A 19,898-nucleotide genomic window follows, 5' to 3' on the forward strand; every position below is an offset into this window, starting at 1 on the left:
CCCCGCCTCGCCCTGGCGGGATCAGTACCTCTCCGGGTTCCGCCCGGGGCTCCGTCTGCGCCGGGCGGGGTCGCCCAGGATCGCCGCCGTCGACCCGGTCGCGCTGATCCGTCCGTCGACCTCGAGCCGCACGGCGCGGTTGCCGAGGTCGCCGGCCGTGTCGATCGACGTCCACGGCCCGATCGCGTAGGCGGCGGCCGAGGCGTTGTCGGCGACGACGTCGCCGAGACTGAAGCGGAAGTCGCGGTAGCGCGAGTCGATGATCTCGAGCGCGGGAGCGACGGCGGCGACGGCATCCATCAGGTTCGACATGCCCTCGGAGACATCGGCGCCGAGGAGGTACGCCACCTCCGGCTCGACGCGCGGATGGATGGCGGAGCGCCGGTCGAACACGGCGCCGTCCTCGAGGCGCATCGCGTCGGTCAGCGTGCCGATGATCACATCGTCGACGCCCATCTGCTGGGCCTTCGCGCGGCTGGTGAAGCCGAGCTTGACTCCGGTGAGGCGCTCGCCGCGGGCCTGTCGACGCGCGATGACCGCGTGCTGCGTCGCGTAGGCGGTGTCGAGTCCGACCGTGGCGCTCGCGGAGAGCTGGCTGATCGAGGTCACGGTGCGCTGCGCCGTGTCGAGCGCGGCGGCGAAGACGGCATCGGTGCTCATGCGCTCACTCCGTCCGCACGTGCCGCCGCGAGGTCCAGGGCCACGTCGACGATCATGTCCTCCTGGCCTCCGACCATCCGGCGGCGTCCCAGCTCGACCAGGATGTCACGGGCGTCGATCCCGTGCCGCTCGGCCGCGCGCTCGGCGTGCAGCAGGAAGCTCGAGTAGACGCCCGCGTAGCCCAGCGTGAGCGTCTCGCGGTCGACGCGCACCGGGCGGCGCTGCAGGGGACGCACCAGCTCCTCCGCGGCATCCTGCAGGGCGAACAGATCGCTGCCGTGCTCCCAGCCGAGCAGATCCGCCACGGCGATGAACGCCTCGATCGGGCAGTTCCCGGCCCCGGCTCCCTGTCCGGCCAGCGAGGCGTCGACGCGGAACGCGCCGTGCTCGACGGCGGTGATGCTGTTCGCGACGCTCAGCGAGAGGTTCTCGTGCGCATGGATGCCGATCTGGGTGCCGGGATCGAGCACGTCGCGATACGCGTCCACGCGGTCGGCGACATCGCGCATGGTGAGGCGTCCTCCCGAGTCGGTCACGTACACGCAGTGCGCGCCGTACGACTCCATCAGCTTCGCCTGCGCGGCGAGGCCGCGCGGGTCGTTGAGGTGGCTCATCATCAGGAAGCCCGACACGTCCATGCCCTGCTCCCGTGCCCAGCCGATGTGCTGGGCGGCGACGTCGGCCTCGGTGCAGTGGGTGGCGACGCGCACACTCGTGACGCCGAGATCGCGGGCGCGGGCGAGGTCGTCGATCGTGCCGATGCCCGGCAGGATCAGGGTGGTGAGCACGGCGCGGTCGAGCACCCCGGCCGCCGCCTCGATCCACTGCCAGTCGGTGTGCGCACCCTGGCCGTAGGCGACGCTCGAGCCGCCGAGGCCGTCGCCGTGGGCGACCTCGATCGCATCGACTCCCGCGGCTTCGAGCGCACGGGCGATGTCGCGGACCTGATCGGTCGTGTAGCTGTGGCCGACGGCGTGCATGCCGTCGCGCAGGGTGACGTCCTGCACGTAGACGCGGGGAGCGGCGGTCATGCGAGCACCTCCGTGCGGGCGGCGACGAGTCGCTCCGCGGTGCGCAGCGCGGCGGAGGTCATGATGTCGAGGTTGCCCGCGTACTCCGGGAGGTAGTGGCCGGCACCGGTCACCTCGAGCAGGACGGTGACGCGCGTACCGCGGAACGCGCGATCGAGGGCCGGGACGTAGGCCTCGTCGACCGCGTCGAACTGCACCTGCTGCTTCAGCCGGTATCCGCCGACGTATTCCTGTACCTCCGCGACGATCTCGTCGACCGAGGCGCGGATCGCCTCCCGATCCAGAGCATCGGGATCGCCCTCCACCAGGCAGAACACGGTGTCGCGCATGATCAGCGGCGGATCGGCGGGATTCAGCACGATGATGGCCTTGCCGCGTCCGGCGCCGCCGATCTGCTCGATCGCGCGCGCCGTCGTCTGCGTGAACTCGTCGATGTTCGCGCGGGTGCCCGGCCCTGCCGACTTCGACGCGATCGACGCGACGATCTCGGCATAGGCGACGGGGGCGACGCGCGACACCGCGGCCACCATCGGCACCGTGGCCTGGCCGCCGCAGGTGACCATGTTCACGTTCGTGGCGTCGAGGTGCGCGTCGATGTTGACCACCGGCACGACGTAGGGACCGATCGCGGCGGGCGTGAGGTCGACCATCAGCCGACCGGCATCGCGCACGAGCGCGTCGTTGCGGGTATGCGCGCCGGCGGAGGTCGCGTCGAACACGAGCTCGACGTCGGCGAACTCCGGCATCGCGAGCAGCCCGTCCACGCCTTCGTGGGTGGTGGCGACGCCGAGCCGGCGCGCACGGGCGAGGCCGTCGGAGTGCTCGTCGATGCCGACCATCGCGACGACGCGCAGGGTGGTCGAGAGGCGCTTCACCTTGATCAGGAGATCGGTTCCGATGTTGCCCGAACCGATGATGGCGATGCCGACGGTCATGCCGCGGCTCCTTCCGCTGAGGCGAGGGAGGGGGAGCTGGTGAAATCGGCCCGCACCTCGCCGAGTCCTTCGAGCCGCGCGCGGTACACGCCGGCGGAGGCGGCGACCATGGGGCCGAGCGCACCGGAGAGGATCACCTCGCCCGCGCGCAGCGGCTGCCCGTGCGCGGCGACCGCGCGAGCCAGCCACGCGACGGCGATCACCGGACTGCCCAGGCAGGCCGCACCGGATCCGGTGGAGACGGGCTCGCCGTCACGGTCGAGCGTCATGCCGAGCTCCGTGAGGTCGAGGCCGTCGAGCCGCCGGGGCGTCGTCCCGAGCACGACCGCCCCGCTCGAGGCGTTGTCGGCGATGGTGTCGGTGATCCGGATGTCCCATCCCGCCACCCGGGAGTCGACGACCTCGATCGCGGGCAGCACGAACTCGGTGGCGCGCAGCACGTCGGCGACGTGGGTGGTGGGGGAGTCGAGGTCGCGGCCGAGCACGAAGGCCACCTCGGCCTCGACGCGCGGCTGCAGGAAGCGGCCGAGGGCGAGCGGTTCACGATCGGCGACGATCATGTCGTCGAGCAGCACCCCGTAGTCGGGGGAGTAGACGCCGAACTGGGCCTGCACTGCGGGAGAGGTCAGGCCGATCTTGCGTCCGACGATGCGGCGTCCCTCGGTCACCCGGCGCGCGATGCCGAGCGATTGCACGGCGTACGCGGCATCCTGATCCGTCTCCCCGAGGAGGTCGCGCACCGGCGCGCACGGCGTCCCGGTCTCGGCGGCCTGCCGCAGACGCTCATCGGCCGCCCGCACGGCGTCGGACTCGCGGATGCCGGTCACAGCTGCACGCACACGTTCGTCGGCTCGGTGTAGAAGTCGAGCGAGTGATGGCCGCCCTCGCGGCCGATGCCGGACAGCCCGACACCTCCGAACGGGCTGCGGAGGTCGCGCAGATACCAGGTGTTGACCCACGACATGCCCGTGCGCATGCGCTGCGCGACACGGTGCCCGCGGGTGAGGTCGGTGGTCCAGGTCACGGCGGCGAGTCCGTACTCGGTGTCGTTCGCCAGCGCGATCGCCTCCTCTTCGGAGTCGAAGGGGATCAGCGCCGCGACGGGGCCGAACACCTCTTCGCGCACGGTGCGGTGCGTGTTGTCGAGACCGCTCCACAGCGTCGGCTCGATCCAGGAGCCGCCGTCGAGTCCGTCGCCGAGGGTGGGGATGCCGCCGCCGGCGAGCACGGTCGCACCTTCGTCGCGGGCGAGGTCGAAGTACGACAGGACCTTCTCGCGGTGGGCCTGCGAGATCAGCGGCCCCGTCGTGGTGGCCGGGTCCTCCGGACGGCCGAGACGCAGGCGGGCGGCGTGCTCGGCGAGGCCCGCCGCCACGTCGTCGAAGATCGCCCGCTCGACGTAGATGCGCTCGGTGCACAGGCACACCTGCCCGGTGTTCAGATAGGTGGAGCGGGCCAGACCGGCGACAGCCGCGTCGAGGTCGGCATCCGCGAAGACGAGGGCGGCGTTCTTGCCGCCGAGCTCGAACGAGACCGGGCGCACGCGCGGCGCGACGGCGCGCATGATCGCCGATCCCGTCGACGACTCCCCGGTGAAAGTGACCCCGTCGATGCCCGGATGCCGGGTGAGCGCCTCCCCGGCGGATCCCGCGCCGAAGCCGTGCACGACATTGACGACTCCGGCGGGGATCCCCGCCTCGGCGAGGATCTCGGCGAGGAGCGTGGCCGACGACGGCGTCTCCTCGGACGGCTTGATGACCACGGTGTTGCCGGTCGCGAGCGCGGGAGCGAGCTTCCACGTGAGCAGCAGCAGCGGCAGGTTCCACGGAACGATCACCGCGACGACCCCGAGGGGCTTGCGCACGGCGTAGTTCAGGGCACGACGGCCGTCGGGCAGCTCGGTGAGGTAGGAGTCGAGTGCGGCCGACGAGACGGTGTCGGCGAACGAGCGGAAGTTCGCGGCCGCGCGGGCCACGTCGAGATCACGCGCGAGCGCCTCCGGCTTGCCGGTGTCGCCCACCTCCGCTGCCACGAGCTCCTCGGCACGCCGATCGATCGCGTCGGCGACTCCGCGCAGAAGCCGGGCGCGCTCGGCCACGGTCATCCGCCCCCACGGTCCGTCGAACGCCGCCCGCGCCGCGGCGACGGCACGGTCGACCTGCTCGCTGCCGGCTTCGTGCACCTGGGCGATCAGGGAACCGTCGATCGGGCTGAGCTTCTCGAACGTGCGGATCCCCTCGACGCTCTCGCCGGCGATCACGTTGTGGATCGCGCGGGGCGCCCGGGCAGGCCCGGAGGCACTTCGCTGGGGCGTCATCGTCTCGGAAGGCATGGGCTCAGGCTAGGAACCATCGAGGGATGCCGACAAATACTCTCTTGATGCATTGCCATGCCCGTACGGCTATAGTCCGGATCATGGCCACTGATCGACTGCTCGACGGCCGGGTCAAGATCCGGCATCTCGTCCTCGTCACGGCGATCGCCGACGAGGGCACCCTGGTGCGCGCCGCGGCGTCGCTGCACATCACCCAGCCCGTCGTCACCCGCGGCCTCCGCGAGGTCGAAGAAGTGCTCGGCGTCCCGTTGTTCGAGCGGATGCCGCGTGGCGTCAAGCCGACCCCCTACGGGCATGTGTTCATCGAACGCGCCCGATCGGTGCTCGCGGAGCTGCGCGCGGCGGGAGAGGAGGTGCGGCTGCTGCAGTCCGGGCAGATGGGCACGGTCACGGTCGGCACGCACCTCGCCGGCTCGAACCTGCTGCTGCCCCGGGCGATCGCCGGCCTCAAGGCCGAGCACCCGCGCCTCACGGTCGTCGTGCGCGAGGGCACCCCCGACACCCTGCAGCAGCTGCTTCTGGCCGGCGACCTCGATCTGACCGTCGGGCGCCTGTCGCCGACGGTGCCTGTCCGGCTCGAGCAGGAGCGGCTGCATCAGGAGCCCATCCGGCTCGTGGCGCGCGCCGGCCATCCGGTGCTGGGCGGAGCCAAGGCGAACTCGCTCGCCGAGCTGATCGCGTACCCCTGGATCTTCCCCGTGGCGCAGACGGCGCTGCGGGCCGAGCTCGAGGCGGTGTTCTTCCACGAGGGGCTGCCGCTGCCGCCGGACCGCGTCGAGTGCACGTCGATGCTCACGCTGCGGACGCTCCTCATCTCGACCGATGTCATCGCGGCCCTGCCGATGTTCATCGCGGTCGACGACCGGGAGCTGCGACTGCTGCCGACCCCGCTGAGCTCGATCCGGCGATCGGTGGGCGTCACCCTCCCGCAGGACCGTACGCCGTCGCCCGCGGCATCCGCTCTCCTCGTGCACCTCCGCGAGGAGGGCGCACGATTGGCCGAGCTCGAGCGCGAGTATTCGCATGCCGCACTGCAGGCCGGGGTCCGGTATGCCTGAGAGGCTATAGCTCCGACCCGTATGGATATTGGACAGCATCGCTTCCCCAGGGTGAGTCTGATGAGAACGACACCACGTCGTGACGATCTCACCCGATTCAGCCAATGGAGGCGACATGGCCGGCTCTCCCTACGTGCCCGACGCGAAGAAATACCGCCCCGAGGACTTCGAGCGCGTCGCCGGAGAACCGGCCGACCCGGATCCGTCGACGTGGGGCATGCAGCCCGACGGCACCTTCCTGCCGCCGGCGCACACCCCGTCGGTCCCGCGTGACGTCTTCATCGACTGGCCGGGGCAGCTCGACTACCGCGACCCCGAGACCTATGCGCTGAACGCCACCGCTGAGGCCTTCTACCCGATCGTGGTCAACACCAGCCACTCCTGGCAGTCGATCTACGACTGGGACGGACGCCGTTACATGCTGCACTACGGCGGCGGCAACCGGTGGAACGTCTACGACATCACCGATCCCCGCGCGCTCACGATCGTCGACGAGGAGACCCTCCCTTGGAGCGGGCCGCTCTTCGGCGCCGTCACGATCCAGTGGAACGAGCAGCTCGGCAAGCACATCGCGATCCAGGCCAGCGAGACCCCGCGGTACTTCCTCAACGGACGCGTGGCGAACAAGTGGACCGACGACACGGTCGAGGGCCAGCTCCTCGAGTGGGAGGGCCTCCGCGGGTTCCGCGTCTTCGAGGTCAACGGCCCGACGCCGCGCGACTGGACCCTGCTGACGACGGTCTCCACCGACCCGAACCACACCCCGGACGAGATCCAGGAGGGCAACGGCGTCCTGGACCTGCCGGTGTACTACGGCGACAAGTACCTCTTCGTGGCGACCGCGCCCGACAACACCTTCACCAACCAGCCCTACAAGACCACGCTCTGGACCGCGGGCCACGCCGCCTACGACGTGTCCGACCCGGCGAACCCGGAGCTGCTCTCGACCTGGTGGGTGCCCGGCTCCCGCGCCGGCGAGGAGACGGATTCCCCGTACCTCGCCGCGAACGACCGCTGGAACAACAAGACCTCCTGGTTCGGCTCGCGGATGGGCATCTTCATGCCCCGGTCCGTCGAATCCGGCTGGAAGTACGGCTACGCCGCGCAGGGCGGTCAGGGCTTCTTCGTGCTCGACGTCTCCGACCCGACCGACATCCACCACGTCGGCTGGTGCGACCTGCCCGTGAGCGTCGCCGGCACCGAGGGCGACAACGTCGACACCACCCAGGTCGAGGAGACCGGGTACGTCTACGTCTCGGGCTACCCGATGAACACCGACTGCTACGAGCCGGCCAAGGAGATCTACCAGGTCGACGTGAGCGACCCGGCGAATCCCCGGGTCGTGCGCACCCTGCCCCGCCCGGTGCCGCCGGCCGAGGCCGCGTTCACCGACTGGGCGCAGCGCCGCGGATCGTTCGGACCGAAGCGCTCGGGCTACTTCACCAACACCGGAACCCCGCACGGCGGAGTCATCCCCTACGCGTTCTACGCCGCGGGTCTCCAGATCTTCGACGTGCGCGACCCGGAGGACCCCAAGGTGGGTGCCTACTTCGTGCCGCCGATGGGCCTCAAGGACGACGACGACCTCGCCGCCCCCGTGCACGGGATCTTCGTGGAGTGGGATCGCAACATCGTCTGGCTCTTCGCGAACCACGGGATCTACGCCGTCTCGACGCCCCTGCTGGGCGAGCCGGTCACCGGCATCCCGGGCTGATGAGCCAGAACGTGCGGCCGTGGCCGGCCCTGTGGGCCCTGTGCATCGGGTTCTTCATGATCCTCGTCGACACGACGATCGTGGCGATCGCGAACCCGGTGATCCTGGCGGCCTTCGACGCCGATCTCACGACCGTCATCTGGGTCACCAGCGCCTACCTGCTGGCCTACGCCGTTCCGCTGCTGATCACGGGACGGCTGGGGGACCGGTTCGGCCCGAAGCGCGTGTACCTCGTCGGCCTCGTGGTCTTCACCCTCGCGTCGCTCGCGTGCGGACTGGCCGGCAGCATCGGGATGCTGATCGCGGCCCGCGCCGTGCAGGGTTTCGGCGCCGCCCTGATGACGCCGCAGACCATGGCGATCATCGCCCGTGTCTTCCCGCCCCGCGGTCGAGGCCAGGCGATGGGCGCGTGGGGTGCGGTCGGAGGACTCGCGACGCTGGTCGGGCCGATCCTCGGCGGGGTGCTCACCGACACCGTGGGCTGGGAGTGGATCTTCTTCGTGAACGTGCCGGTCGGGATCATCGCCTTCGTCGTCGCCTGGCGACTGGTGCCGAACCTCGACGGGCACCCGCACCGCTTCGACTGGCTCGGCGTCGCGCTGTCGGGGGCCGGCCTGTTCCTGCTCGTCTTCGGCATCCAGGAGGGCGAGGTCTACGACTGGGGCGTCATCATCGGACCCGTCACGGTCTGGGGCCTGATCGTCGCAGGAGTGGCGCTGCTCGTGCTCTTCGTCGTGTGGCAGCGCCGGAACCGCGCCGAGCCGCTCATGCCGCTCAGCCTGTTCCGCGACCGCAACTTCTCGGTCGCGAACGCGACGATCTTCCTCGTGGGCGTCGGCATCACGGCGATGCCCGTGCCGCTCGCCTTCTACTTCCAGGTCGCCCGCGGCCTCGACCCGACGCTCGCCGCCCTCATGCTCGCCCCGATGGCGGTCGTGTCGGGCGTGCTCGGTCCGTTCGTCGGTCGTCTGAGCGATCGGATCGGTCCGCGCTGGGTGACGTTCGGGGCCTTCGTCGTCTCCGCCGTCGCGATGCTCTGGTACTCGGCGTGGATGACGCTCGAGACACCGTTCTGGATGCTTCTGCTTCCCTCGGCTCTTCTGGGCATCGGGGTGTCGGGCATGTTCGGTCCGCTGGCGTCGACCGCCACGCGCAACCTGGCGCACACCCAGGCGGGTGCGGGATCCGGGGTGTACTCCACGACCAGGCAGATGGGATCGGTGATCGGATCGGCCGTGCTGGCCGTCCTGATGAACCTGACCCTCGCCGCGCAGATCCGGGGATTCGTTCCCGGCACCATCCACCCGGGTGCGGAGCTCTCGGCGGACGACGGGGCGGGGCTCGCGACGGCGATGTCGCAGTCCCTGCTGCTGCCTGCGATCGCCTTCGCCGTGTGCGCCGTGGTGGTGGTCTTCTTCACGAAGCCGCGGCCCTGGGGTGCGCCGGCTCCGACGACCGCATCCGAACCGGCGGTCGCGATCGCACGAGAGGGACGATGATGGTGTCAGCCATAATGGATCCAAAATCCAAAACTGCGAACGGAGAGAGGACCTCGATGACCGCGACATCCGGAGGCGGACGATTGGTCGTCGACGCCCTCAAGAAGGACTACGAACTCGACGGCGAGGCGGTCCCGGTCGTCAAGGAGGTCACGTTCACGATCGAACCGGGAACGTTCTACTCCCTGCTCGGCCCGTCGGGCTGCGGCAAGACCACCACCCTGCGCTGCGTCGCCGGGCTCGAGAGGAGCGACGGCGGCATCATCTCGCTCGACGGGCGGATGCTGTCGACCGGAACCGAGCACGCCTCGCCCGACAAGCGCGACATCGGCATGGTCTTCCAGAACTACGCGATCTGGCCGCACATGACCGTCTTCGCGAATGCGGTGTTCCCCCTGCAGGTCGGGCGCGCGAAGCTCTCCAAGGCCGAGGCGCGGAAGCGCGCGATGGAGGCGCTCGAGCTCGTGCAGCTCGACCACCTCGCGCAGCGGCCGGCGACCGCGCTCTCCGGGGGACAGCAGCAGCGTCTCGCGCTCGCCCGAGCCCTGGCGCACCGCCCCCGATTGCTGCTGCTCGACGAGCCGCTGTCGAACCTCGACGCGAAGCTGCGCGACACGATGCGCAACGAGCTGCGCAGCCTGCAGCGCACCCTCGGCATCAGCGCGCTCTACGTCACGCACGACCAGTCCGAGGCGCTGTCGATGTCGGATCGCGTGGCCGTGATGAACCAGGGGCGCATCGTGCAGGAGGCGACGCCCCGCGAGCTGTACGACCAGCCCGCCGACCGCTTCGTGGCGGACTTCGTCGGCCGGGCGAACATGGTGCCCGCGGTGGTCGTCGAGCGCGACGGCACGGGCGACGCGGTCGTCGAGGCGCTCGGCACCCGGCTCCGGACGCCGGTGCCCGACGGAGTCGCGGCGGGTGACGAGGTCACGATGACCTTCCGACCCGAGACCGTGCGCTGGCACGAGACCGCGGTCGACCGTCCCAACGTGCTCCCGGTGCGCATCGTGCGCGTCGAGTTCCTCGGCGAGATCGTCGAATACGAGGCCGAGGTGCTCGCCACCGGCGGTCCCGTCGGCACGATCGTCGGCCGCGGTGCGCCGCTGGCGACACCCCCCGAGGGCGGCAGGGTCTTCCTCGAACTGGCTCCGCGCGCCTGCCGCGTGCTGGCCGCATGACGTCATCCCGCACCACCCCCGCATCACATCCGAGAAGTCACACACCCGAGAATCACACCTGATGTCAGAGAGGACATCCAGATCATGATGAAGAGAAAACTGGGAGCCACCGCAGCCGTCGCGGTCTTCGCACTCGCCTTGAGCGGATGCGGCGCACAGAGCGGGCCCGCCGACAGCGGCGAGACCCTGAAGGGCGACGCCGCCTCGGCCGCCTGCGATGCCGTGGAGGTCGGCGCGGTCACCCGCTGCGAGAACTTCTACGACGACTACTGGCCCGAGATCGACAAGCAGCTCGACGCCCTCTACGAAGAGGCGAAGAAGGCCGACGGCGGCACGCTGGTCATCTGGGACTGGTATGAGCTCTCGCCCGACGTGATCGCCCAGTTCAACGAGCGGTTCCCCGACATCAAGGTCGAGACGAGGGGGCTGACGTACAACCTCTCCTCGGCGATCATCTCGGCGAAGGCGACCGGATCCCGCAACACCGACGTGGTGTCGGGGTCGATCACCTCGATGGCCGCGATGTACGACGAGGGCTTCTGGGAGAAGGTCGACTGGGAGAGCTTCGGCGTTCCGAAGGAGTACCTCACGATCGGCGCCCCCGAGCTGATGCCCGACAGCATCAACGGCACCCTCCTGCAGTACAACAGCGAGAAGGTGCCGTCCGTGCCGGCGTCGCTCGACGGACTGCTCGACCCGGAGTACAAGGGCAAGGTCTCGGTCGCCGGATACAACGCGGTCGTGTTCGCGGGCTACGGCATGGCCGAGGGCGAGGACAAGATGCTCGACCTCATCGACGAGCTCACGACCTCGGGCAACCTGAAGCTGCTCGAGGACCAGGGTGCTCCGCTGTCGAGCGGCGACGTGCCGATCGCGCTGAACCAGACCCTGTTCAACCCGAACCCGGCGCTGCAGGTCTCGCCGTTCGAGCACGCCGGGGTCTGGGCGCAGTTCTCGGGCGTGAACTCCGACGCCAAGAACAAGCCCGGCGCCGCGCTCTGGACCCTGTGGAACGCGTTCGACCCCGACTGGATCTCGCTGCGCATGACCGACGAGCGGTTCGCGAGCACCCAGGTGCCGTTCGCCGGCCTTCCCGCGTCGACCTTCGCCGAGGCCACCGGCCTGATGAAGACGAACGTCGACGCCCTGCTGCTCGGCCTCGACACGGGTGCCGAGACCGAGACGCAGGACACCCGTGACGACTGGCAGGCGATGATCAACGCGGCCGACAAGGCGCTGAACGGATAATCATGTTCCAGGCACGACGGACCGCGGGGCGCACGCGTCCCACCTCGATGACGATCGCGATGATCGTCGCGGGTGCGATCATCTTCATCCTTCTCGCGGTGCCGCTGATCGTTCAGGTCATCACGGCGTTCCGCGGTCCGTTCCTGCCGTTCGGGGTCTCCTCCGCCCAGTGGGGCGTCGAGAACTTCGTCACCCTCTGGCAGCTGCGCGACGACTTCTGGGGCGTGCTCGGCGCCACCGGGGCGTTCGTCGGCGGCTCCACCGTGCTCAGCCTGCTGATGGCCTTCGGCCTCGCCTGGGTCACCGTGCGCACCGATGCTCCGCTGCGGCGCATCATCTCGGTGCTCGTGATCGTGCCGTACATCATCCCGCCGATCGTCAAGGCCCAGGCCTACCTGCTGATGCTCTCGCCCGAGTCGGGCGTGCTCAACCAGCTGCTGCGCCTGCTGCCGTTCGCCTCCGACGTGCCGATCGACCCCTACGCCTTCCCGACGATGATCGCCATCCAGGCGCTCACCAACGTCACGTTCCCGTACCTGATGATCGTCCCGATCCTCACCAACATGGACGGCTCGCTCGAGGAGTCGGCGCGGGTCTCGGGAGCCTCGTGGCCGCAGACCCTGCGGCGGGTCACGCTCCCGATGCTCTGGCCGGGTCTGCTCGGCGTGACCGTGCTGACCTTCATCCTCGGCCTCGGCAGTCTCGAGGTGCCGCTGCTGTTCGGACAGGAGTCGGGGCGCAGCATCTTCGCGCTCAAGCTCTGGACGCTCATCAGCTCCAATGCGGGCGAGCTGCCGCAGTACGGTCTCGCCGCCGCATGGGGTCTGGTGTTCCTCGTGATCACGACCATCGCGTTCGCGATCTACCTGCGGGCGACGCGCAACGCCGAGCGGAGAGCGTCGGTGTCGGGCAAGGGGTTCCGGCCGTCGACGATGCGGATGGGGCCGTGGAAGATCCCGGTCATGCTGCTCGTCGCCGTGTTCGCCCTGCTCACCGGCATCCTTCCTCTGCTGGCCCTGCTGTGGGCGGCGATCACGCCGTACCCGGTGGCGTTCTCTCTCGAGGCGCTGCTCGGCAGCACCGACTGGGGCGCCTTCGCGATCGTGCTCGCCGACTCGGAGTTCTGGGTCTCGCTCGGACGCACCGTGCTCATCGCGGGCGGCAGCGCCACGATCGCGGTCGTCGTCGCCACGGTGTTCGCCTACGGCATCGCCCGCAGCAGGAAGACCGGCTGGGTACGCGCCCTCGATCTCTTCGCGTCATCGTCGGTGGCGATCCCCGCGACGATCGCCGGCTTCGCGACCTTCCTCACCTTCATGGTGCTGAACCCGTACATCCCGATCGCCGGCACGCTGCTCGCGCTCGTCATCGCCTACTCGTACCGGGTGTCGATCGCGTACCGCTCGTCGTACAGCGCGACGCTGCAGATCCGTCCCGAGCTCGAGGAGGCGGCGCTCACCAGCGGCGCGAGCCGGTTCGCCGGCTTCCGGCGCATCATCGCCCCGCTGCTGATGCCGACGGTGATGGCCGTGTGGATCCAGATGTTCATCCTCGGCACGAACGAGTTCACGCTGCCGGCGTTCCTCGCGACCCCGTCGTCTCGGCCGCTGTCGATGTACATCTACGCGATGATCAACCCGCGGTCGGCGCAGCTCTACGCGCCGGATCAGGGCGCCGCGATGGCGCTGATCTTCACGCTGATGGTGTTCGCGATCGGCTACGGGCTGCAGTGGGCGCTGTCGCGCCGGGCGATCGGGCGGGCGCGCAAGCCCGTCGCGACAGGCGTGCCCACCCTGGCGGCGGTGCCCCTGGATGCCGCTGCCGAGGAATCCGCGACGACCGCGCTCGCGGTGCAGCGGCGCCGGGCGCGCGCGAAGAGCTGAGCGCGGGCCCGCCGGTGGTCGCACCCGCACCGGCCTCTTGACTTTTGGATCCAGTATCCATTCAATGGAGATAGCAACGCGGTGAGGAGGCCGGAATGCACATCGGATACGCCGCGATGCTCGAGCAGGTCCAACCGGCCGCCGTCATCGCGAACTGCGTCGCCGCCGAGGCGCACGGGTTCCGGGGCATCATGGCCACCGACCACTTCCAGCCCTGGCTGCCCCGCCATCGTGCATCGGCGCACGTCTGGACGATGCTCGGCGCGATCGGAGCGCACACCCGCGGCGATCTCGGTCCGGGCGTGACCACCCCCGGCTTCCGCACGCACCCGGCCGTGGTCGCGCAGGCGGCCGCGACCCTCGCGACGCTCTACCCCGGTCGTGCCTGGCTCGGCGTCGGATCCGGCGACGCCCTCAACGAGCACATCACCGGGGGCTACTGGCCCGAGCCCGCCGAGCGCATCGACCGCATGTTCGAGGCGGTCGACATCATCCGCAAGCTCTTCACCGGCTCGCTCGCCGGCCGCGACACCCGCCACCGCGGCGAGCACTTCCGCATGGAGTCCACTCGACTGTGGACGATGCCGGATGCCGCGCCGCCGGTCTACGTGGCGACGGCGGGACCGGTGACGGCCCGCCGCGCGGGCCGGAGTGCAGACGGCCTGATCACCGTCGGCGCCGACGTCGACCGCCTGGCTCCGCTCCTCGCCCGGTTCGCCGAGGGCGCGCGCGAGGGCGGACGCGACGCGGATGCCCTGCCCAAGGTGCTGCAGCTGCAGCTCTCGTGGGCGCCGACCGAGGAGCAGGCGCTGTCGAACGCGCTCACCGAGTGGCCCATCGCGGGGCTTCGGATGCGACGCGGCGACGTGCGCTCGCCCTACGACTTCGAGCAGCTCGTGCGCGGTGTGACCGCCGAAGACATGCGCGCCTCGATGCTCATCTCCGCCGACCCCGACGTGCACCGCGCAGCGATCCAGCGCTACGCCGACCTCGGCTTCACGCGCATCTACCTGCACAACGTGGGCCCGAACCAGCAGGAGTGGCTCGAGGTCTTCGGCCGCGACGTGCTCCCGAAGGTGCGGGCATGAACGGCCCCGCGATCAGCGTCTTCGCTCTCACCGGCATCGCCGAGGTGCGACCGGGCGACGACCTCGTGCGGCTGATCCTCGACACCGGCGTCGAGCTCGCGCACGGCGACATCCTCGTCGTCACCTCGAAGATCGTCTCCAAGGCGGAGGGACGCTACGTGCAGGCGGCGGACCGCGAGGAGGCCATCACCGCCGAGACCGTGCGCCTCGTCGCCTCCCGCACGTTCGACGGCCACACGATGCGCATCGTCGAGAACCGGCTCGGCATGGTCGCCGCGGCCGCCGGAGTCGACGCGAGCAACACCCCCGACGGATGGGTGCTGCTCCTGCCCGTCGATCCGGACGCGTCGGCGCGCGCGCTCGCCGCAGGGCTTCGTGCCGAGACGGGCGCCGAGGTCGGCGTGATCCTCAGCGACACCCTCGGACGCCCCTGGCGCGAGGGACAGACCGACGTCGCGATCGGCGGCGGCGGCGTGCACATGATCAGCGACCTCCGCGGCACCACCGACCAGGCGGGCAAGACCCTCAGTGTCACGACCCCCTGCGTCGCGGACGAGCTGGCCGCGGCATCCGACCTCGTCAAGGGCAAGGCGAGCGGCAACCCCGTGGCCGTCGTCCGCGGACGCGGCGACCTCGTCGGCCCGCTCACCCTTCCCGGGGCGTCGAGCATCGTGCGGCCGTCGGAGCGCGACCTCTTCTGGCTCGGCACCGCCGAAGCCCTCGACCAGGGCTACCGCGACGGCTACGCCGCGGCATCCCGGGAACACGTCTCAGAACACGAACAGAAGGATGCGACATGACACTGACCCTCGGATACAAGGCCAGCGCAGAGCAGTTCGACCCGCGGGAGCTCGTCGAGATCTCCGTGGCGGCGGAGGCGCACGGCATGCAGTCCGTGTTCGCCAGCGACCACTTCCAGCCGTGGCGGCACACCGGCGGCCACGCGCCGTTCTCCCTCACCTGGATGGCGGCGGTGGGCGAGCGCACGTCGAGCATCCGCATCGGCACGTCGGTGCTGACCCCGACCTTCCGCTACAACCCTGCGGTGCTCGCGCAGGCGTTCGCGAGCCTCGGCTGCCTGTACCAGGACCGCATCATCCTCGGCGTCGGCTCGGGTGAGGCGCTCAACGAGATCGCCACGGGATTCCGCGGGGCCGGCGAGCAGGACTGGCCCGAGTTCAAGGAGCGCTATGCGCGGCTGCGCGAGTCCGTGCGCCTCATGCGGGCCCTGTGGTCGGGCGACCGCGTGAACTTCGAGGGCGAGTACTACTCGACCCATGACGCGTCGATCTACGACCGCCCCGAAGGCGGCATCCCGATCTACATCGCCGCCGGCGGGCCCATGGTCGCGCGCTACGCGGGTCGGGCGGGCGACGGCTTCATCTGCACCTCGGGCAAGGGGCAGGAGCTCTACGTCGACCAGCTCCTGCCGGCGGTCAAGGAGGGGCTCGAGCAGTCGGAGCGCTCGTTCGACACGTACGACCGGATGATCGAGATCAAGCTCTCGTACGAGGAGACGCGCGAGGCCGCTCTCGAGAACACCCGCTTCTGGTCTCCGCTCTCGCTCTCCAAGGAGCAGAAGCACGACATCACCGACCCGGTCGAGATGGAGAAGGCCGCCGACGCCCTGCCGCTCGAGACGATCGCGAAGCGCTGGATCGTGGGCAACGATCCGGATGCCGTGGCCGCCGACATCCAGCAGTACATCGACTGGGGATTCAACCACCTCGTGTTCCACGCCCCCGGGCACGACCAGCGCCGCTTCCTGCAGCTGTTCGAGCGCGACATCGCCCCGCGGCTGCGCGGCTGAGAGTGCCGACATGATCCGCAGCCGTGGCACCGAGTCGCACTCGTCGGGAGCGCCCGTTCGCGACTGGGCGGTCGTGATCCCGGTCAAACGCGCCGAGTTCGGCAAGTCGCGGCTGCGGGTCACCGGGGTGGAGCGCGAAGAGCTGGCGCGCGCGATCGCCCTCGACACCGTCGATGCGGTGGTGTCGTGCCACCGGGTCGGCCAGGTCATCGTCGTGACGAGCGACGAGATCACGGCGTCGGCGCTCCGACCGCTCCAGCGTGTGCGCATCGTGGCGGATCGCGGCGAGGGGCTGACCGCGGCGATCGATCTCGGCGTCGCCTCGGCGCGCGGCGATCGGCCGCGGGCCGTGCTGCTGGGCGACCTGCCGGCGCTCCGTCCCGATGAACTGTCACGGGCCCTCGCATTCGCCTCGTCGCATGCCCGCGCGTTCGTGCCGGATGCCGAGGGCACGGGCACCGTGCTGGCGACGGCGCGCGCCGGGGTGGAGCTGCGCACCCGCTTCGGGCCCGACTCCGCGGCGGCGCATCGTGCGGACGGTTTCGTCGAGGTCGGGTTCCCGGTGCTGAGCGGTCTGCGTCGCGACCTCGACGTCGCCGCGCACCTTCCGGTGGCGCGCCGGTCGGGCCTCGGGCCGCGCACGAGTGCGCTCGTGAACCGACCGCAGGTGCTGGCGTCATGACCGCCTCTCCGAGCGACCCGCGGATCGTCGTGCTCGCCGGGGGCGTCGGGGGCTCGAAGTTCGTGCTCGGCGTGCGGGATGCCGCGCGCAGGCGGTGGCCGGATGCCGACGGCGGAACCCGCGCCGACATCACGGTCATCGCGAACACGGGCGACGACCTGTGGCTCAGCGGCATCCGGCTGCAGCCCGACGTCGACTCGATGATCTACGCGCTCGCCGGGGTGAACGATGCCGCGCGGGGCTGGGGGCGGGCGGGGGAGTCCGAGCGCGTGGCCGCCGAGCTGCACGCCTGGGGATCCGGCTGGCCCTGGTTCACGCTGGGCGACCTCGACCTGGGCGCGCACATCGCCCGCACGGGCTGGCTGCATGACGGGCTCTCGGTGACCCAGGTCGTGGCCCGGCTCGCATCGCGGTGGCCGCTCGGCGTGCGCGTGCTCCCGATGACGGATGCCGAGGTCGACACGCACGTCGAGACCGAGCAGGGGCGCATGCACTTCCAGGAGTGGTGGACGCGGCACCGCGCCTCGCTGCCCGCGCGCGGTTTCGATTCGCCCGGAATCGCCCACGCAGCACCGGCGCCCGGGGTGCTCGAGGCGCTGGCCGCGGCCGACATGATCCTCTTCGCGCCGTCGAACCCCGTCGTCTCGCTCGGCCCGATCCTCGCGGTGCCCGGCATCGCCGATGCGGTGCGGGCAGCGGGCGGCGCCGTGGTCGGGGTCTCGCCGATCATCGCCGGTGCTCCGGTGCGCGGCATGGCCGATGCCTGCCTCGCCGCTGTCGGCATCGAGGCGACGGCCGCCGCGGTCGGGTGGCACTACGGTGCGCGCGACGCGGGAGGCCTGCTCGACGCGTGGCTGATCGCCGAGGAGGATGCCGCGCTCGCGCCGGAGGTGGAGGCGGCGGGTGTGCGCGCCCTCGTGCGGCCGCTGTGGATGCGCGACCTCGAGACCTCGGCCGTACTGGCGGATGCCGCGTTCGACGCGGCATCCTGAGGCGCCCCCGGAGGGGCGATCAGCGCACGAGCACCGGCGCCGTGTCGAAGACGATCAGCGGACGGCCGCCCGGTCGCGCCAGCACCTCCGCGTCGACCTGCCACACGCGGAAGATGAGCTCGCGCGTCAGCACCTCGGCCGGTGACCCCGCCGCCTGCACCCGGCCATCTGCCACCACCACGACCCGGTCCGCGAAGGCGGCGGCGTGGTTCAGATCGTGCAGTGCGGCGAGCACGGTCATGCCGTCGCCGGCCAGCGAGCGCAGAAGAGCCAGGGCGTCGAGCTGCGCGCGGATGTCGAGGTGATTGGTCGGCTCGTCGCACAGCAGCAGCGACGGCTGTTGGGCGAGCGCCCTCGCGAGGTTCAGGCGCTGCCGCTCCCCGCCGGAGAGGGTCGCTCCGTCGCGCTCGGCGAACTCGAACGCCCCGGCGCGCACCAGGGCCGCATCGGTGATGGCGGCATCCGTCTCCTGGTCGTCGAACGACAGCCAGCCCCGATGCGGCAGGCGTCCGAGACCGACGATGTCCCGCCCGGTCATGCCCTCGGCCGGCGCCCACTCCTGCTCCACGAGGGCGACCCGCTGCGCCCGCGCGCGCCGCCGCAGCTCGGGGAGCGGCGACCCGTCGAGCGACAGGACGTCGAGTTGGCCGCGCAGGGTGCCGGCGATCAGTCGCAGCAGGGTGCTCTTCCCCGAGCCGTTCGGCCCCAGCAGCGCGGTCACCGCGCCGCTCGGGGCGGTGATGTCGACCCCGTCGAGGATCATCCGCGCACCGTGGGAGAAGCGGATGCCGCGGGCATCCAGTCCCATCATGACCGCGCCCTCTTCCTCAGCAGGAGCAGTGCGAACACCGGTCCGCCGATGAGCGCCGTGACGATGCCGACCGGCAGCTCGCGGGGCTCGAAGACCGTGCGGGCGATCGTGTCGGCCCAGATGAGGAAGACCGCCCCGGCGAGCAGCGACACCGGGAGCACCGCGCGATGCCGTGCACCGACCACGGCGCGCACGGCGTGCGGCAGGATCAGGCCGACGAAGCCGATCGATCCGCTCACCGCGACGAGTGCGCCGGTGAGCAGGGCGGTGCAGGCGAAGAGGGCGACGCGCACCCGGGTCACGGGGATGCCCAGCGCCTCGGCTGCAGTGTCGCCGAGTGCGAGACTGTCGAGCGGTCGCGCCGACGCGAGCAGCGGGACGGCGCACACGACCACGGCGATGCCGGCGAGTGCGGCATCCGACCAGTCCGCCCCGCCGATCGAGCCCAGCAGCCAGCTGAGGATCTCGCGGTAGCTGTCGTTCGTCGCGCTCCAGAAGATCACCAGGCTCGTCAGCGCCGACAGCACGGCCGACACGGCGAGGCCGGCGAGCACGACCGCGGTCGAAACGGCCGAGCCGGCCGCGCGCGCGAGTCCGAGGGTGAGCCCCAGCGCGAGCAGCGCCCCGGCGAAGGCGGCGAACGGCAGTGCCACCGCCGCACCGAGGACGATCACGATCACGGCACCGGTCGAGGCGCCGGACGAGAGTCCGAGCAGGTACGGGTCGGCGAGCGGGTTGCGCGTGAGCGCCTGCATGACGGCGCCGCACAGCGCGAGACCGCCGCCCACGGCCGCGGCCGTGAGCACCCGGGGCACGCGTCCCTCCCAGATGATCGCGTCGCGGATCGGCGAGAGCCCGCTCGCCGCCCCGGTCACGTGCGACCAGACGCTCGTCACGAGCTCTGCGGGCGAGACGGCGGCGGGCCCGATCGCGACCGCGGCGACGACCGTCCCCGCGAGGGCGAGCAGCAG

General features: G+C 70.8%; 18 protein-coding genes. 11 read left to right on the top strand and 7 right to left on the bottom strand.

The genetic code is table 11. From position 1 onward, the window contains the following. Window positions 1–21 precede the first annotated feature (21 nt). The 5 genes from DW306_RS09705 to DW306_RS09725 are packed head-to-tail and all read right to left on the bottom strand — an operon-like array spanning window position 22 to window position 4,958. Window positions 22–660, bottom strand: a complete 639-nt coding sequence (locus tag DW306_RS09705) for a fumarylacetoacetate hydrolase family protein (protein WP_136055398.1) — start codon at window positions 658–660, stop codon at window positions 22–24. Next, complete coding sequence (gene dmpG / locus DW306_RS09710) at window positions 657–1,691, bottom strand: 4-hydroxy-2-oxovalerate aldolase (protein WP_136055399.1); 1,035 nt, start codon at window positions 1,689–1,691, stop codon at window positions 657–659. The genes DW306_RS09705 and dmpG overlap by 4 nt, the downstream gene beginning before the upstream one ends. Then, on the bottom strand, window positions 1,688–2,626 hold the full coding sequence (locus tag DW306_RS09715; protein WP_136055400.1) for an acetaldehyde dehydrogenase (acetylating): 939 nt from the start codon (window positions 2,624–2,626) through the stop codon (window positions 1,688–1,690). Before DW306_RS09715 ends, dmpG begins: the two co-directional genes overlap by 4 nt. Continuing rightward, window positions 2,623–3,453 (bottom strand): fumarylacetoacetate hydrolase family protein, encoded by an 831-nt coding sequence (locus tag DW306_RS09720; RefSeq protein WP_136055401.1) that lies wholly within the window; start codon window positions 3,451–3,453, stop codon window positions 2,623–2,625. The genes DW306_RS09715 and DW306_RS09720 overlap by 4 nt, the downstream gene beginning before the upstream one ends. Further along, the gene (locus DW306_RS09725; RefSeq protein WP_240747143.1) at window positions 3,450–4,958 is read right to left on the bottom strand and encodes a 2-hydroxymuconic semialdehyde dehydrogenase; all 1,509 of its coding nucleotides are present in this window, start codon (window positions 4,956–4,958) and stop codon (window positions 3,450–3,452) included. The genes DW306_RS09720 and DW306_RS09725 overlap by 4 nt, the downstream gene beginning before the upstream one ends. Window positions 4,959–5,041: 83 nt before the next feature. On the opposite strand from DW306_RS09725, the gene DW306_RS09730 reads away from it, so the two are divergent. From DW306_RS09730 to cofD, 11 genes are all read left to right on the top strand, one after another. Beyond that, window positions 5,042–6,019 (top strand): LysR substrate-binding domain-containing protein, encoded by a 978-nt coding sequence (locus DW306_RS09730; protein WP_136055402.1) that lies wholly within the window; start codon window positions 5,042–5,044, stop codon window positions 6,017–6,019. Window positions 6,020–6,134: 115 nt separating this feature from the next. After that, window positions 6,135–7,733 (top strand): hypothetical protein, encoded by a 1,599-nt coding sequence (locus tag DW306_RS09735; protein WP_136055403.1) that lies wholly within the window; start codon window positions 6,135–6,137, stop codon window positions 7,731–7,733. Next, window positions 7,733–9,232, top strand: coding sequence for a DHA2 family efflux MFS transporter permease subunit (locus DW306_RS09740; RefSeq protein WP_136055404.1), 1,500 nt, complete (start codon window positions 7,733–7,735; stop codon window positions 9,230–9,232). The genes DW306_RS09735 and DW306_RS09740 overlap by 1 nt, the downstream gene beginning before the upstream one ends. A 56-nt stretch (window positions 9,233–9,288) precedes the next feature. Continuing rightward, window positions 9,289–10,413 (top strand): ABC transporter ATP-binding protein, encoded by a 1,125-nt coding sequence (locus DW306_RS09745; protein ID WP_168429279.1) that lies wholly within the window; start codon window positions 9,289–9,291, stop codon window positions 10,411–10,413. 84 nt (window positions 10,414–10,497) lie between these two features. Further along, the gene (locus tag DW306_RS09750) at window positions 10,498–11,661 is read left to right on the top strand and encodes an ABC transporter substrate-binding protein (RefSeq protein WP_136055406.1); all 1,164 of its coding nucleotides are present in this window, start codon (window positions 10,498–10,500) and stop codon (window positions 11,659–11,661) included. A gap of 2 nt (window positions 11,662–11,663) precedes the next feature. Continuing rightward, window positions 11,664–13,544 (top strand): iron ABC transporter permease, encoded by a 1,881-nt coding sequence (locus DW306_RS09755; protein WP_136055407.1) that lies wholly within the window; start codon window positions 11,664–11,666, stop codon window positions 13,542–13,544. A gap of 95 nt (window positions 13,545–13,639) precedes the next feature. After that, window positions 13,640–14,632, top strand: coding sequence for a TIGR03557 family F420-dependent LLM class oxidoreductase (locus DW306_RS09760; RefSeq protein WP_136055408.1), 993 nt, complete (start codon window positions 13,640–13,642; stop codon window positions 14,630–14,632). Next, on the top strand, window positions 14,629–15,432 hold the full coding sequence (cofE, locus tag DW306_RS09765) for a coenzyme F420-0:L-glutamate ligase (RefSeq protein ID WP_136055409.1): 804 nt from the start codon (window positions 14,629–14,631) through the stop codon (window positions 15,430–15,432). Before DW306_RS09760 ends, cofE begins: the two co-directional genes overlap by 4 nt. Next, window positions 15,429–16,442 (top strand): glucose-6-phosphate dehydrogenase (coenzyme-F420), encoded by a 1,014-nt coding sequence (gene fgd, locus DW306_RS09770; protein WP_136055410.1) that lies wholly within the window; start codon window positions 15,429–15,431, stop codon window positions 16,440–16,442. Before cofE ends, fgd begins: the two co-directional genes overlap by 4 nt. Before the next feature lie 10 nt (window positions 16,443–16,452). Next, window positions 16,453–17,124, top strand: a complete 672-nt coding sequence (gene cofC / locus DW306_RS09775; protein ID WP_136055411.1) for a 2-phospho-L-lactate guanylyltransferase — start codon at window positions 16,453–16,455, stop codon at window positions 17,122–17,124. Beyond that, window positions 17,121–18,116 (top strand): 2-phospho-L-lactate transferase, encoded by a 996-nt coding sequence (gene cofD, locus DW306_RS09780; protein ID WP_136055412.1) that lies wholly within the window; start codon window positions 17,121–17,123, stop codon window positions 18,114–18,116. The genes cofC and cofD overlap by 4 nt, the downstream gene beginning before the upstream one ends. A gap of 19 nt (window positions 18,117–18,135) precedes the next feature. Here cofD and DW306_RS09785 read toward each other — a convergent pair whose 3' ends face one another. Then, a complete protein-coding gene (locus DW306_RS09785; RefSeq protein WP_342670849.1) occupies window positions 18,136–18,927 on the bottom strand; it encodes an ATP-binding cassette domain-containing protein in 792 nt (263 codons plus the stop codon). Beyond that, on the bottom strand, window positions 18,924–19,898 hold a 975-nt coding region (locus DW306_RS09790; protein WP_136055413.1), incomplete at its 5' end, for a putative F420-0 ABC transporter permease subunit. The genes DW306_RS09785 and DW306_RS09790, both read right to left, overlap by 4 nt.

The organism is Microbacterium sp. K24, assembly GCF_004794465.1.
Taxonomy (GTDB): Bacteria; Actinomycetota; Actinomycetes; order Actinomycetales; family Microbacteriaceae; genus Microbacterium.

Excerpts from the sequence above, each read along its gene's own strand:
- DW306_RS09705 (WP_136055398.1), bottom strand. The coding sequence starts at position 660 with ATGAGCACCGATGCCGTCTTCGCCGCCGCGCTCGACACGGCGCAGCGC.
- dmpG (WP_136055399.1), bottom strand. The coding sequence starts at position 1,691 with ATGACCGCCGCTCCCCGCGTCTACGTGCAGGACGTCACCCTGCGCGAC.
- DW306_RS09715 (WP_136055400.1), bottom strand. The coding sequence starts at position 2,626 with ATGACCGTCGGCATCGCCATCATCGGTTCGGGCAACATCGGAACCGAT.
- DW306_RS09725 (WP_240747143.1), bottom strand. The coding sequence starts at position 4,958 with ATGCCTTCCGAGACGATGACGCCCCAGCGAAGTGCCTCCGGGCCTGCC.
- DW306_RS09730 (WP_136055402.1), top strand. The coding sequence starts at position 5,042 with ATGGCCACTGATCGACTGCTCGACGGCCGGGTCAAGATCCGGCATCTC.
- DW306_RS09735 (WP_136055403.1), top strand. The coding sequence starts at position 6,135 with ATGGCCGGCTCTCCCTACGTGCCCGACGCGAAGAAATACCGCCCCGAG.
- DW306_RS09740 (WP_136055404.1), top strand. The coding sequence starts at position 7,733 with ATGAGCCAGAACGTGCGGCCGTGGCCGGCCCTGTGGGCCCTGTGCATC.
- DW306_RS09745 (WP_168429279.1), top strand. The coding sequence starts at position 9,289 with ATGACCGCGACATCCGGAGGCGGACGATTGGTCGTCGACGCCCTCAAG.
- DW306_RS09750 (WP_136055406.1), top strand. The coding sequence starts at position 10,498 with ATGATGAAGAGAAAACTGGGAGCCACCGCAGCCGTCGCGGTCTTCGCA.
- DW306_RS09755 (WP_136055407.1), top strand. The coding sequence starts at position 11,664 with ATGTTCCAGGCACGACGGACCGCGGGGCGCACGCGTCCCACCTCGATG.
- DW306_RS09760 (WP_136055408.1), top strand. The coding sequence starts at position 13,640 with ATGCACATCGGATACGCCGCGATGCTCGAGCAGGTCCAACCGGCCGCC.
- cofE (WP_136055409.1), top strand. The coding sequence starts at position 14,629 with ATGAACGGCCCCGCGATCAGCGTCTTCGCTCTCACCGGCATCGCCGAG.
- fgd (WP_136055410.1), top strand. The coding sequence starts at position 15,429 with ATGACACTGACCCTCGGATACAAGGCCAGCGCAGAGCAGTTCGACCCG.
- cofC (WP_136055411.1), top strand. The coding sequence starts at position 16,453 with ATGATCCGCAGCCGTGGCACCGAGTCGCACTCGTCGGGAGCGCCCGTT.
- cofD (WP_136055412.1), top strand. The coding sequence starts at position 17,121 with ATGACCGCCTCTCCGAGCGACCCGCGGATCGTCGTGCTCGCCGGGGGC.
- DW306_RS09785 (WP_342670849.1), bottom strand. The coding sequence starts at position 18,927 with ATGATGGGACTGGATGCCCGCGGCATCCGCTTCTCCCACGGTGCGCGG.